Below are 14,426 nucleotides of genomic sequence, written 5' to 3'. Positions count from 1 at the left end.
GTCAAGAATGCCTCCGCATCACTGTGCCAACTCGCTCATATCATCCCCTCCGGGTGTCTCGCCCTTCGACCTCATGTAAACGACCGTCGCCCCCCAAAGCACCACACCGATTGCCAGCAAGATGCCCGCAATCAGATACTGTACCGGATCGCGCCCCGTCCAAGGCCCGACAAAAAACGCACAGCTTGCGGCACCAAGATAGGGCAGCCCCAGCGGCGCGGTGAAATGATCGTGGTCCACCTTGTCACTGCGCAACACCAACACCGCCACGTTAACCACCGCAAACACCGCCAGCAACAGCAGCGCGGTGGTCCCGCCCAGATCGGGCACCGCCCCCACGAAGGTGATCAAACCCGCCGCCAACGCCGTGGTGAACAGGATGGCCACCCAAGGCGTCTGCCGGTTTGGCAACACGTGGCCCAGCACCGTCGGCAACACCTTTTCCTCGGCCATGCCATACAGCAACCGCGACGCCATCAGCATGTTGATCAGCGCGGAATTGGCCACCGCACACATTGTGATCACCCCGAACACGCCCAGCGGAAACCACGGCGCGCCGGCCTCGACGACCTTCAGCAGCGGCGTGGCGCCTTCGCTTAGCTCTTCGGCATCCACCAGCGCAATCGCGGTCACCGACACCAGCAGATAGATCACGCCCGTGATCAGCAGGCCGGTCAGCAGCACCTTGGGGAATATCCGCGACGGCTTCTTGGATTCTTCGGCCATGTTGACCGAATCCTCGAACCCGACCATCGCAAAGAACGCCAGCGTGGTGGCCGCGATCACCGGCCAGAACAGACCCTTTTCCGTTTCGCCACCGCTGAAATCAAAGGCACGGCCAAAGTCGCCCTGCCCGCCTGCCAGCGCCCAGGCCCCGATCAGGATGATGATGACCAATCCGGTCAGTTCGATACAGGTGAACACCACGTTCATCTTCACGCTTTCGCCCACTCCGCGCACGTTGACGGCAGCGATCAGCGCCATAAAGGCCAGACTGATCACCGTGACGCCAAATGCCCCGTCGCCAAATCCCGCCGTCTGGGCAAAGTTTTCGGCAAAAGCCCGCGATGCCGTGGACGCCGAGGTGATGCCAGACGACATCACGGCAAAGGCCACCAGAAAGGTGATGAAATGCACGCCGAACGCCTTGTGCGTGTACAGGGCAGCCCCCGCCGCGCGGGGGTATTTCGTGACCAGCTCAAGATAACTGCACGCCGTCACCGTCGCCAGAACAAAGGCCACAAGGAAGGGCAGCCAAACCACGCCGCCGACCTCTCCGGCCACCTTGCCCGTCAGCGCATAGATGCCGGTGCCCAACACGTCGCCCACAATGAATAACAACAGCAGCCCCGGTCCCATCACCCGTTTCAGCTTGGTGTCTTCATCCTTTCCCGATGACCCCGAGTGTGCGTCCGACATATCCCACCCTCCAACGACATAAGACCAAAAGTACCCCCGCCTGATGACGGGGGCGTTAGTTATTATTCTTCCGGAAGCGCATAGGCGATAATCTGGTCGCCCACTTCGGTTTCCATGAAATGATGCCCGCCGGGATAGATTACGACGTATTGGCGACCATCGACCTCATAGGTCATTGGCGTTGTCTGTCCCCCCGCAGGCAGATCGACCTGCCACAACTCTTCGCCCGTTTCGGTGGCAAAGGCGCGCAGTTTATCGTCGGTGGTGGCTGCCACAAAGGTTACGCCCCCCGCCGTGGTGATCGGCCCGCCATTGTTCGGCGTCCCGATCGTCAGCGGCAGCATTGATGGAATGCCAAACGGCCCGTTGTTTTCGGCCGAGCCGAACGGCTGGTCCCACAGGGTCTCACCGGTGGCCAGATCAATGCCCCTGATCCAACCATAAGGCGGCTCGGAACACAGCATTCCGGTAAATGGCACCCGCCAGCCCGCGTTCACCTCAATCGCATAGGGCACGCCCTGCATCGGACCCGCCTCGCCACCGGCATCGCTGAACGGTTTTACGCCCCGTGCATCAGCCTCTTCGCGCGGAATCAATTGGTTGTAGTTCGGCATGTCGTTGTAGTTGGCGATCAGGATGCCGCGTTCGGTGTCCACCGACACGCTGCCCCAATCCGATCCGCCATTGTAACCCGGGTATTGAATGAACGGCTTGTCCGCCGAGGGCGGTGTGAACTGCCCCGCATAATTGGCGCGGCGGAACTGGATGCGGCACCACAGCTGGTCAATCGGACTCATGCCCCACATATCTTTTTCCGTCAGCGGAGGCTGGTTCAGATTGGCATAGCCCGAATAAGGCTGCGTATCCGAGATATAATCAGGCTCGACGCTGCCCAGCTTGGGGGCGGGACGTTCTTCCACAGGAAACAGGCTTTCCCCTGTCTCGCGATTCAACACGTAAATCTGCCCCTGTTTCGATGGCAAGATCAGCGCCGGAACCGTGCCACCGTCGGCAGGGAAATCGACCAGCGTCACCTGACTGCCCAGATCGTAATCCCACACGTCGTGATGAACGGTCTGGAAATGCCAGACCTCTTCGCCGGTTGTGGCATCCAAAGCCACAAGGGAGGATGCATATTCATTCTCTTCCGCACTGCGGTCACTGCCGTAGTAATCGCTAGAGGAGTTGCCAAGCGGCAGATACACATACCCCAGTTCCTGATCTCCCGATGCCATCGTCCACATGTTCGGCGTGCCGCGGGTGTAAGTCTCGCCTTGACCGGGTTCATCGACGACACCGCCCTGCCCCAGATCCCAGGCCCACAGCATGTCGCCTGTAACCACGTCATAGCCACGGATAACCCCCGACGGGGCATCGTTTGCCTCGTTGTCGCTGACCTGTGCACCAACCACGGCAACGCCGCGCACGATGGTCGGCGGTGCGGTCACCGCGTACCAGCCGGGCACCGTGTCCCCAAGGCCGTTGTTCAGATCAACCATCCCTTCGCGCCCGAATGCGGGGCAAATCTGGCCGGTGCCCGCATCCACCGCAATCAGCCGCGCATCCAGTGTCCCGACCAGAATGCGGGCCGCACAAAGGGTGTCAGGATCGACATCGTTTTGCACATGATAGGCCAGACCGCGGCAGGTCGCCCCATAGGGGATCGCATCCTCGGACACGTTCGGATCATATCGCCACTCTTCAAGCCCGGTGGACGCATCCAGCGCCAACACCTGATTCATCGGTGTGCAGACAAACAGCGTATCGCCAACCTTCAGAGGGGTGTTTTCGGGTGAATATTTGCCGTCGGCGGCCTCGGACGGCATGTCGCCAGTGTGAATCGACCAGGCCTGTTCCAGATTTGCGACGTTTTCGGTGGTGATCTGCGTCAACGGCGAATGCCGCTCGCCCCGAACAGTGCCACCGTAGACCGGCCAGTCCTCACCGGTTTCCAAGGGCGCGGCCTGCGCTGTTGCCGCCGCATCCGGTGTCTCTGTGGCACCTGGCGTGGTGTTTGGCGATGTGTCCTGCTGCGCATACAGCGGCACGGCACCCCCCATGATCAGCGAAAGCCCCAGCGCCACTGTGGCCACGACCGCGCTGACACCGCTCATATCTCGTCGACGCAGTGCAGGCAGACCAATCAACACAAGAACCAACAGCACCGTGGGCGCAAACACCCTTGGCTCCAACGCCCACCAATCCGAGGCAGGTTGCCACCCGTCCAGGGTTACCTCCCAGATCGCCCAGATCAACGTGCCAATCCAGACCGCCACAAACAGCGTCACACCGCTGCGTCGCTTCCGAAACAGCAAGGCACCCGCGACGACCAACAGCACGCCCGTGATCGCATAATACCAAGAACCGCCCAAGGAAATCAGCCAGACACCACCCGCTGCCAAAATCAATCCGATCGCCAACACGACTATGCCTATGAATACAACGTACCACTCAAATCCGGATTGGGTGCGCGGTGTATCGGTGTCAGGCATGTCACCTCTCCTTAATCTGTCTAGATCGGTAAAACAGGGCAAAATAACCCTGCCTTAATGTTTCAGAAACGCACGGGCCGGGGTTTGGTTCCCGCGTGACGTGTGGTGCGGATCTGAAAGCGCGCGCGGCGCGGCGTTGATTTTAACGTCGCTCACCGGGTTTGAACGCGAACGAAAGGATCACGCCGCCGACCCTAGGACGCATATGATGGTTGGTCTTGCGGCCTCGTGCTCCAGCACCTCATGCTGCACAAGCTTGGTGGGGATAGGGAAAGGGTCGATATTCTGGCACTGGTTCTGCATCACGATGAACAGGCCGTGCTGGTCGCCGTGGAAATGGCCTTGGCAGAGGGCGTCGCAACCAAGAGCTGGAGATGTTCATGGTCGACTGACCTGCGCATGGGTCTAACGTCAGCTTGGGCGATCTGTTTTTCGTTCGCCAAATGCGTGTTGAAATACAAAAGTGTCCTTCACCGAAACGGCCCGCCAACAGCGGGTAGAACGCCGCAGTGACTTGTCAAAAACATCATTCGGCGCTCCTGAGATGCAAACATTTTTGACCTGACAATAATTTTTATTGTTGACCTAAACTGTTTTCATCCCCAAGCTTCGCGACACCATCAAGCGCGCGGGCCTCGGGGAGTTTCCAGCCACCTATGCAAAGCAAAGCTGCAACAGAAAAGCCATCCAATCTGCTGGGGGCGCGTATGCGTACGCAGCGCCATCGGCTTGCGATGACTTTGCAAAAGCTTTCTGCTGCATCGGGGGTATCCGTTGGCTATCTCAGTCAGGTCGAACGTGGCAATGCCACGCCGTCACTGGGAACCCTGAACCAGATCGCCACCGCGCTGGCTGTGGATCTTGACCATTTTGTCCATTCACCGCGTGCGGTCGACAGTCTGACCCGCGGGGCCAGCCGACCACGGTTTTCCGTGGCGGGATCGCCTGTGGAGTATGAACAGATCGGTGCAGCCTTTTCGGGGCACGAACTGACCTCTTATGTCATGAACGTGCCGCCAGGGTATGAATCCGAAGTCGTGAACCACATCGGCGAGGAAATCATCTATATTCTCGAGGGTGAAATCTCGCAGATGGTGGGCGAGCGCGAGTATCTCATGCGTGAGGGCGACAGCCTTCATTATCTGGGGGACACGCCGCATTGCTGGTCGAACAAGACAGATAAACCGGCCCGCATTCTTTGGGTGGGCCGTATGGAATACGATAAGTCCGGGCAAATCGGACAATCAGAGGCTGCACTCGCGGACGTCCGCGAAATGTTACCCCTCAGGCGCTGAAACCCGTCGCTGTGGCGGCACAAGCCCGCCTCAGGATAACAAATCTTCAAACAGGAGAGAATGATATGTCTTTGAAGAAAATTATGGCCGCTGGCCTGTTGCTAAGCACGCTGGGCGTGTCGGCACATGCCCAGTCGCTGGTCTACTGCTCGGAAGGGTCACCGGAAGGTTTCGATCCGGCGCTGTATACCTCCGGCACCACCTTTGACGCGTCCAGCCACCCGATCTACAACCGCTTGTCCGAATTCAAGACGGGCACGACCGAAACCATCCCCGGTCTGGCAGAAAGCTGGGAAGTGTCGGAAGACGGCAAGAAAATCACGTTTAATCTGCGCAAGGGTGTCAAGTTTCACTCGAACGACCAGTTCACCCCGACCCGCGATTTCAATGCCGACGACGTGATCTTCAGCTTTGACCGTCAGGGCAACGAAGAAAACCCGTATTACACCGTGTCCGGCGGCACATGGGAATACTTCAACTCGATGTCGATGCCTGAACTGATCGAGAGCATCGAAAAGGTTGACGACTATACCGTCGTGTTCAACCTGACCCGTCCCGAAGCGCCGATCATTGCCAACATGGCGATGGATTTTGCCTCCATCCAGTCGAAAGAATATGCCGACGCGATGATGGAAGCGGGCACGCCCGAAATGCTGAACCAGGCGCCCATCGGCACCGGCCCGTTCCAGTTCCAAGCCTATCAGAAAGACGCGGTTATCCGCTATCTGCGCAACGACGCATATTGGGGTGATGCGGCCAAGGTCGAAAGCCTGATCTTCGCAATCACACCTGACGCATCGGTGCGTTACCAGAAAGTGCAGGCCGGTGAATGTCATGTCATGGCCTACCCGAACCCTGCCGACGTGCAGGCGATGAAGGACGCCGAAGACATCGTCGTGATGGAGCAGGAAGGTCTGAACGTCGGCTACCTTGCCTACAACACCAAGGTCGCACCCTTTGACAACGCCAAGGTCCGCAAGGCCCTGAACATGGCGATCGACAAGCAGGCGATCATCGACGTGGTGTTCCAGGGCTCGGGCCAGATTGCAAAGAACCCGATCCCGCCGACCATGTGGTCCTACAACGACGCGATCGAGGACGACAATTACGACCCCGAAGCGGCCAAGGCGATGCTGGAAGCCGAAGGCGTGTCCGATCTGACGTTGAAAATCTGGGCGATGCCGGTGCAGCGTCCCTACAACCCCAACGCACGCCGCATGGCCGAGCTGATGCAGGAAGATTTCTCGAAAGTCGGCGTCAATGTTGAAATCGTGTCCTACGAGTGGGGTGAATACCTGGAGCGGTCCAAAGCCGAAGATCGTGATGGCGCGGTTCTGCTGGGGTGGACCGGCGACAACGGCGATCCCGACAACTTCCTTGCGGTTCTGCTGGGCTGTGATGCCGTCGGCGGTTCCAACCGTGCGCAGTGGTGCAACGAAGACTTCGACAAGCTGGTTCAGGATGCCAAAGTGCAGTCGTCGCAAGACGAACGCGCGGCCCTGTACGAGCAAGCGCAAGAGATCTTCAAGGATCAAGCACCTTGGGCCACGATCGCGCACTCGGTTGTCTTCATGACCATGCGCCCTGAAGTTGAAGGTTACGTTGTTCACCCGCTGGGTGGCCACATCTTCAACCAGGTTGGTCTGTCGCAATAAGCGACCCGGACCCAAACAGAGGCAGCGCTGCGTTGGCGCTGCCTCTTCTGTTTCAGATTGATCAGGAGCAAGCCGCCTGTGCCGGATACACTTTCAAACCGCTTAAGCGCCTATGCCGAAGTTGCGAGCCAGCTTGATGTTGACGCCGTGGCGCTGGTGCCTGGCCCCAATTTCACCCGCGCGCTTGGTCAAAGCTTCATGAGCCATGAACGGCCCTTTCTGGTGGTTGTGCCTGCCGGCAAACCGCCCGCCGCACTTGTGCCCAACCTTGAACTGGGAAGCTGGCAATCGACAGGGTTCGAGGGCGCGCTGTTCGACTGGCGCGACCAGACCGGATATGACGATGCCTTTGCCGGATTGCTGAAGCATCTGAACATCGCATCGCTGGCTGTCGAAGGGCAGGTGATGCGTGTGTTCGTGCATCACGCATTGAAATCCGCCCAACCCGATCTGCGGATCATTGACGGTGAACGCGAAATTTCGGCGTTGCGGATGATCAAGACGCCGCAAGACGTGGCCGCCCTGCGCAAGGCCGTAGAGATTTCAGAACGCGCCCTGCACCGCACGCTTGCGACGATCAAGCTGGGTCAGAGCGAAAAACAGATCGAACAAACGCTGGTGCGTATGATGTTCGAAGAAGGCGCCGACAACCTGTCTTTCACGCCCATCGTGGCGGCTGGCGAAAACTCGGCGCAGCCGCACGCGCACGCGCGCCACGACTACATGGTCAAGGCAGGCGATGCGCTGCTGTTCGACTTTGGTGCCCGTGCGGACGGGTTCACCGCTGACATCACCCGCACCGTATTTCTGGACCACGTCAGCGACGAGGGCCACGATGTCTACGACACCGTTTTGCGCGCCAATCTGGCCGGTCTTGATGTCACCCGCGCAGGTGTGACAGCCCACGAGATTGATGATGTGGTAACGGGTGTGCTTGAAGCATCGCCCTATGCCGACCGCATCCGCACCAAGACAGGTCACGGTCTGGGACGCGAGGTGCATGAGGCGCCCTATATCATGCGGGGCAATCAAATGACCTTACCCGCGGGCACCGTTTACACCAACGAGCCGGGACTCTACGAGCTCGGAAATTTCGGTGTACGGATCGAAGACGACGTATTGGTGACCGAAGACGGATACGAAACGCTGACGCGCTTCCCGAAAGAGTTGATGGTGATCCCATGCTGAATTACATTCTTGGACGGCTTTTGACGTTTATCCCGACCTTCATCGGGGTGACGCTGATTTCCTTCAGTTTCATCCGCGCGTTGCCCGGCGATCCTATTCAGGTGATGGCGGGCGAACGGGGCGTTTCCGAAGCGCGCTACGCCGAACTGGCCGCGCAATACGGCTTTGACCAGCCGATCCATATCCAGTTCTGGGACTATCTGACCGGCGTGCTTCAGGGCGATCTGGGCACTTCATTCGTCACCAAACGCCCTGTTTGGGACGAGTTTTTTGCGCTGTTCCCGGCCACGCTTGAGCTGTCGTTTTTTGCGATGCTCTTTGCGATCCTGCTGGGATTGCCCGCCGGGGTCATTGCCGCCGTGAACCGGGGCAAGCTGTTTGACCGCGCGCTGATGTCGACCGCACTGGTCGGGTATTCGATGCCGATTTTCTGGTGGGCGCTTCTGCTGATCATCGTGTTTTCGGGCAATCTTCAATGGACACCTGTTTCGGGGCGCATTGACCTGCTTTACTATTTCCCCAACCCCACGGGCTTTATGATCATCGACAGCCTGGCCTCGGGGCAGAAGGGGGCCTTTGCCTCGGCCGTGCGCCATCTGGTCTTGCCGACCATCGTGCTGGGCACGATCCCGCTGGCGGTGATCGCGCGGCAAACGCGGTCCGCGATGCTGGAGGTTCTGGGTGAGGACTATATTCGGACCGCCCGCGCCAAGGGCATGTCGCCGGGACGGATCAATGGCATCCACGCCCTGCGCAATGCGCTGATACCGGTGGTCACCGTGATCGGTCTGTCGGTCGGCACCCTGCTGGCGGGCGCTATCCTGACCGAAACCATCTTTAGCTGGCCGGGCATCGGCAAGTGGATGGTCGACAGTATTTTCCGCCGTGACTACCCGGTGGTGCAGGGCGGGCTGTTGTTGATTGCCGTGATGGTGATGATCGTAAACCTAACGGTTGATATGCTGTACGGCGTCATCAACCCCAAAATCAGGAAACGTTGAGATGGATGACGCCCTTTCAGCCGAAGCCGAGATGGTCCACGAACGGCCCGGACGGCTGCGCGAGTTCTGGTTCTATTTCCGCGAAAACCGAGGCGCCCTGTTCGGGCTGGCCATTTTCGCAGTCTTTGCGTTTTTGGCCGTGTTCGGCCCGTGGGTCGCGCCGCATGACGCCACCCAGCAGTTCCGCGAGGCAACGCTACAGCCCCCCGTTTGGCAGGATGGCGGCACCTGGAGCCACATCCTTGGCACCGATCCACTGGGCCGCGATATGCTGTCCCGCCTGATCGTGGGCGCGCGGTTCTCGTTCTTTGTCGGGGTGTTCGTCGTGACGATCGCCGCCACGGGCGGGATCATCATCGGATTGATCGCAGGGTTTTCGCCAAGGTGGGTCGACAGCATCATCATGCGGATCATGGACATTGTCCTGGCGTTTCCGTCGCTGTTGCTGGCGCTGGTGCTGGTGGCCATCCTTGGGCCGTCGCTGACCAACGCGATGATCGCCATCGCCATCGTGCTGCAACCCCACTATGTCCGCCTGACCCGCGCCAGCGTGCTGTCCGAGCGGCAGAAAGATTACGTAACCTCGGCGCGTGTGGCAGGGGCGGGGACGCTTCGGCTGATGTTCGTGACCGTGCTGCCGAACTGTCTGGCACCGATCATCGTGCAGGCGGCGCTGTCGTTCTCGACGGCGATCCTTGATGCTGCGGCCCTTGGGTTCTTAGGCATGGGCGCACAGCCACCAACCCCCGAATGGGGCACCATGCTGGCCGAAGCCCGTGAATTCATCCTGCGCGCGTGGTGGGTCGTCACCTTTCCCGGTCTTGCGATCCTTGTCACCGTTCTGGCCATCAACCTGATGGGCGACGGTCTGCGTGACGCACTTGATCCGAAACTGAAGCGGAGCTAACGCATGGCCCTTTTGCGTATCAGAAACCTGAGTGTCGAATTCGCCACCGCAACCGGACGGTTCCGTGCGGTGGACGGGGTGGACCAGGACGTCAACGAAAGCGAAATCCTTGCCATCGTCGGTGAAAGTGGCTCGGGTAAATCGGTATCAATGCTGGCGGTGATGGGGCTGCTGCCGTGGACCGCGACCGTGACCGCCGACGAGATGACCTTTGACGGGCAGGACCTGTTGAAGATTGACGCCGCCGCCCGTCGCAAGATCATCGGCAAGGACATGGCAATGATCTTTCAAGAGCCGATGTCATCGCTGAACCCATGCTTTACCGTTGGCTGGCAAATCCGCGAGGCCCTGCGCAAGCACCTGAAGATGGGCCGCCGCGAACGTCACACCCGCGCCATCGAGCTGTTCGAACAGGTGGGTATACCCGACCCTGAAAAGCGCCTGTCGGCATTTCCGCACCAGATGTCGGGTGGCATGAACCAACGGGTGATGATCGCCATGGCGATTGCCTGCAAACCCAAGCTGCTGATCGCGGACGAACCGACAACCGCATTGGATGTGACCATTCAGGCGCAGATTCTGGACCTTCTGGCCAAGCTGCGCGACGAAAACGGCATGGGTCTGGTGCTGATCACGCACGATATGGGCGTGGTGGCTGAAACGGCGGAACGTGTCAGCGTGCAATACGCAGGCCAGAAGATCGAAGAGCAGCCGGTGATGCCGCTGTTTCGCACGCCGCACCACCCCTACACCTCGGCCTTGCTGGATGCGCTGCCGGAACGGGCGACGGAAAAACGGCTGCCGACAATTCCAGGCGTGGTGCCGGGCCAGTTTGACCGTCCTGCGGGCTGTCTGTTTTCGCCACGGTGCAAGTTTGCCAATGACAAATGCCGCACCGATCCGCCACCCGCGCTTGGCCCCGACGTGGGATATGCGCGGTGTTTCTACCCCCTCAATGCGGACGAAAGGGTTGCATCATGACGAAACCGGTGATGACAGCAACCGCGCTGGAACGGCACTATGATGTCTCGGGCGGCTGGCTGCGCGGGTCGCGCACGCTGAAAGCTGTGGCGGGCTTGGACTTTGCCCTCTACCCCGGCAAGACGCTGGCCGTTGTCGGCGAAAGCGGCTGTGGCAAGTCGACATTGGCGCGCATGGTGACCATGATCGAAGAGCCCACGGCCGGTCAGCTGATCCTCGACGATGAGGAACTGACGCCGGACAACTGGGCCTCGCATCGCGAGGCGGTGCAGATCGTGTTTCAGGACCCCTACGGATCGCTGAACCCGCGCCAGCGCATCGGCGCGATCCTTGAAGAACCGCTGAAGATCAATCGCAAGTCGATGTCCAAGGAAGAGCGTCAGAAAAAGGCACGCGACATGCTGGCCTTGGTCGGATTGCGCCCCGAGCATTACGACCGCTATCCGCATATGTTCTCGGGTGGTCAACGCCAACGTATCGCCATCGCGCGTGCGCTGATGCTGGACCCCAAGGTGCTGGTGCTGGACGAGCCTGTTTCGGCGCTGGATCTTTCGATTCAAAGCTCGGTTTTGAACCTGCTGGTCGATCTGCAAGACCGGTTGCAGCTGGCCTATCTGTTCATCAGCCACGACCTGAGCGTGGTGCGTCACGTGGCGGACGAAGTGATCGTCATGTATCTGGGCCGTGCCGTCGAAAAGGGCAGCCGCGATGCCGTGTTCGACGCACCGTTCCACCCCTATGCCAAGGCGTTGCTGTCGGCCACGCCAAAGGCCGACCCGGGTGGCGTGAAGGAACGGATCAAGTTGCAAGGCGAATTGCCTTCGCCGCTGTCGATCCCTGACGGTTGCCCCTTTGCTCCGCGTTGCTGGAAGGTGCAGGACAAATGCCGCGCCGAGCGTCCGGTGTTGCCTGACATGGCCCATGCGGCGGCTTGTTTTTACCCCGAAAATGGTGGCGAACCCGCCTGATCCCGCACCGTTTTGTCGGCAGCACCCGACGCGGGTGGTGTCGGCAGGACTGCCTGTGCGCGGCCTAACGGGACGGCGGGCGCAAGCGCAGCACCCGCCCCCACGATCGCGCAGGGATCGCGACCGAGATCAAAACGGCTGACAGCGTTGCGGACAACGCAAACGCCACCGCAACAGCCCACACAGGACTGGTGGTCAACGCCCCGACGCCCGTGGCAAACACAAAGGCGACCAGACTGGACGTCGCGGCGATGATGGACGCGCTTAACCCCGCCAGATCGCCCAGCGGGCGCATCGCCAGCGCATTCAGGTTGCCGAACAAAAGGCCAAGGGCAAAAAAGCCAATCCATGCCAGTCCCAGTAGAACCGCCAACGATGGGTGACCTTCGGTAAATGCTGCGGCCGCCATCAACGTGGCGCCAGAAACGCCAAGCAAAGCAAGGCCCGCCAGGATTGGCGGTCCCATGCCCGTATGTCGAACGAAACGCACGTTTAACAAAAGCGCCGCACCCGTACCCGTGGCAAGCAGTGCAAATAGCGCGGGCATCCTTGCGGACTGAAGGTAAAGCGTTCCAAAAAGATCTGCCGCCACGGCGAAATAGGTCAGTTGCGCGCCAAAGATGAAACCGGTCGCGATGATAACCGGCGTCACGTCGGCGCGTCCCAGCACGGTGCAGGTGTTCCTGACCAAACGCCGGACGTGTAGCGGTATCTTCTTTTCAGGGTGCAGGGTTTCAGGGTGCCGCACGGCCAGCCAAACCCCCAGCACAAGCGCCAGCACCAGATACGCCCAAAACACGCCACGCCAGCCACTGGCGGCGGCGATCACAGCCCCTATGGCGGGTGCAATCATTGGCACAAGGATCAGCAGGGTGAAGATCACCGACATCACCTGTGCCATGTCGTTGCCGGCATATCGGTCCCGGATCATTGCGCGCGTTCCGATTTTCGGCCCCGCGACGCCCACACCCTGTAGAAACCGGCCCATTATGACCGCCGCAAAGCTATCTGCGGTTGCTGCGATGATTGTCCCGATGGCAAAGACGACAAGCCCTGCAATGACCACGCTGCGCCGACCCACCGCATCGCTCAGCGGTCCGGTCAAAAGCTCTCCACCGGCCATCCCGAACACGAAAACCGTTATGATCTGTGCGCCGGTGAAAGGTGAGGCATCTTCAAGATCGGCCTCGATCATGGGCATCGCAGGCAGAACACCGTCAATCGCCAAAGCGGTCAAAGCTGTCAGCGCCACGTAAAGGGCAAATCGTTCAACCCGGTTCATGAATAACTACGATCTCTTGCAGACAGGTGAAGCGGTCTGCAAAAAATGGCGACCTCTGCCGCGGGCTTGTGCGTCTATCACCTAAGGCTCCCTTTGCGACGGCGGGCTTTCGCTATCATTTTGGTATACCATTTCATGGAGCTTCTCCACCGAAACCTTTTACCGGGACTGTCAGGTTCTCGAGTCGAGGCCACCAAGCCGTTCCATGATCGCTTTGCCAACGCTATCGACAAGGGACTGTTGCGTTAACTTGTCGCGCGGATAGTTTTACTTCGCTGCGTTGATTTCAGGCAGCCAATCCAAAGAGCTGGTGGACGAAACTGATCTCGCCCCTGACGCCCGTTTGCCTCGTTTGTATATGCCCGTTCCTGATCGCTCTGATTGTCTCCATCCCTAGCAGTGTCGCCTTGGCACAACTCAGAGATCGGAAGCTTTGCCGATACCCGAGCAGCCGATTCAGCGCGGCATGATCGCTCTCGACACGGTTGTTGAGATACTTGCGGTCAACATGGGTGATATAGTCAAAATGCGGGTCGTAGCGATGGTTGATCTCGCGGATCACCTTTCGATACGTCGGTGCCTTATCTGTGCAAATTGACAAGGGGCGGTGCAGCCGCACCCGTTCCATTGCCTTGGTCAGAAAGGCTTTTGCAGCTTTCGCATCGCGTCTGGCAGTGAGCCTGAAATCCACCAATTGGCCGTTGGCATCAATTGCCCGCCAGAGGTAACGCCATTTTCCACCAACACGGATATAGGTTTCATCCACGTGCCAATTGAGGCTTGCGCGGCGGAGATGACGCTCAGTCCGCCGGGACAGTTCCGGCCCGAACTTCTGGACCCACCGAAAGACCGTGGAGCGATCAACCTCCAGCCCTCGCTCCGCCAGCAGGTCTGTCACATCCTGATAGCATAAAGGGTAACGAAGATACATCCGCACAGCAACTAAGATGACCATTGCAGGAAACCGGTGGCGTTTGAAGGGCTGTTTGCTCGACATCTCAGCGATCCTTTCAAACCGATATTCCCCATCAGCCCCTGTTAATGCAACAGTCGCCCCCTACGGACATGCGGGGTATCGTGTCTGTCTCTCGGATGTGATCGTCTGGACTAATCCCTTCATCTGCGCGGCGCTTACGCCCAGAAATTACCTTAAAAACCGCCGCAACTTGCCAGATTCTTTTATGTCCAATAAGTTTGCCTTATCGGTCACGACGAAATACACTCACGCGCATGTCGGA

The 14,426-nt window shown here is 59.3% G+C and carries 11 protein-coding genes; 7 read left to right on the top strand and 4 right to left on the bottom strand.

Annotation, left to right across the window (positions count from 1 at the left end; translation table 11 throughout):
- Nucleotides 1-18: 18 nt before the first annotated feature.
- Together AAC077_RS14705 and AAC077_RS14700 are read right to left on the bottom strand one after the other, a co-directional pair.
- Nucleotides 19-1,419, bottom strand: coding sequence for an APC family permease (locus AAC077_RS14705; protein ID WP_339770889.1), 1,401 nt, complete (start codon nucleotides 1,417-1,419; stop codon nucleotides 19-21).
- Between the two features lie 62 nt (nucleotides 1,420-1,481).
- The gene (locus AAC077_RS14700; RefSeq protein WP_339770887.1) at nucleotides 1,482-3,911 is read right to left on the bottom strand and encodes a membrane-bound PQQ-dependent dehydrogenase, glucose/quinate/shikimate family; all 2,430 of its coding nucleotides are present in this window, start codon (nucleotides 3,909-3,911) and stop codon (nucleotides 1,482-1,484) included.
- A 656-nt stretch (nucleotides 3,912-4,567) separates the two neighbouring features.
- Between AAC077_RS14700 and AAC077_RS14695 the strand changes: the two genes are divergently transcribed.
- The 7 genes from AAC077_RS14695 (at nucleotide 4,568) to AAC077_RS14665 (ending at nucleotide 11,906) form a co-directional block, all read left to right on the top strand.
- Nucleotides 4,568-5,206 (top strand): XRE family transcriptional regulator, encoded by a 639-nt coding sequence (locus AAC077_RS14695; RefSeq protein WP_339770885.1) that lies wholly within the window; start codon nucleotides 4,568-4,570, stop codon nucleotides 5,204-5,206.
- A 65-nt stretch (nucleotides 5,207-5,271) separates the two neighbouring features.
- Nucleotides 5,272-6,861 carry an ABC transporter substrate-binding protein gene (locus tag AAC077_RS14690; protein ID WP_339770883.1) on the top strand — a complete coding sequence of 530 codons (1,590 nt, stop codon included), beginning with the start codon at nucleotides 5,272-5,274 and terminating at the stop codon, nucleotides 6,859-6,861.
- A 78-nt stretch (nucleotides 6,862-6,939) separates the two neighbouring features.
- Entirely contained in the window at nucleotides 6,940-8,049 is a 1,110-nt protein-coding gene (locus AAC077_RS14685) for a Xaa-Pro peptidase family protein (protein ID WP_339770881.1), read from the top strand.
- A complete protein-coding gene (locus tag AAC077_RS14680) occupies nucleotides 8,043-9,050 on the top strand; it encodes an ABC transporter permease subunit (RefSeq protein ID WP_339770879.1) in 1,008 nt (335 codons plus the stop codon). The genes AAC077_RS14685 and AAC077_RS14680 overlap by 7 nt, the downstream gene beginning before the upstream one ends.
- A 1-nt stretch (nucleotide 9,051) precedes the next feature.
- Entirely contained in the window at nucleotides 9,052-9,957 is a 906-nt protein-coding gene (locus AAC077_RS14675; protein ID WP_339770877.1) for an ABC transporter permease subunit, read from the top strand.
- Nucleotides 9,958-9,960: 3 nt separating this feature from the next.
- Complete coding sequence (locus AAC077_RS14670; RefSeq protein WP_339770875.1) at nucleotides 9,961-10,938, top strand: ABC transporter ATP-binding protein; 978 nt, start codon at nucleotides 9,961-9,963, stop codon at nucleotides 10,936-10,938.
- On the top strand, nucleotides 10,935-11,906 hold the full coding sequence (locus tag AAC077_RS14665; RefSeq protein WP_339770873.1) for a dipeptide ABC transporter ATP-binding protein: 972 nt from the start codon (nucleotides 10,935-10,937) through the stop codon (nucleotides 11,904-11,906). The genes AAC077_RS14670 and AAC077_RS14665 overlap by 4 nt, the downstream gene beginning before the upstream one ends.
- 64 nt (nucleotides 11,907-11,970) lie before the next feature.
- Here AAC077_RS14665 and AAC077_RS14660 read toward each other — a convergent pair whose 3' ends face one another.
- Nucleotides 11,971-13,188 (bottom strand): MFS transporter, encoded by a 1,218-nt coding sequence (locus AAC077_RS14660; protein WP_339770871.1) that lies wholly within the window; start codon nucleotides 13,186-13,188, stop codon nucleotides 11,971-11,973.
- 286 nt (nucleotides 13,189-13,474) lie between these two features.
- Nucleotides 13,475-14,185, bottom strand: a complete 711-nt coding sequence (locus tag AAC077_RS14655) for an IS6 family transposase (protein WP_339770869.1) — start codon at nucleotides 14,183-14,185, stop codon at nucleotides 13,475-13,477.
- Nucleotides 14,186-14,426 lie beyond the last annotated feature (241 nt).

Source organism: uncultured Pseudosulfitobacter sp., assembly GCF_963976325.1.
In the GTDB taxonomy this organism is placed as follows: Bacteria; Pseudomonadota; Alphaproteobacteria; order Rhodobacterales; family Rhodobacteraceae; genus Pseudosulfitobacter.
This window is presented reverse-complemented; position numbering and strand designations above follow the sequence as displayed.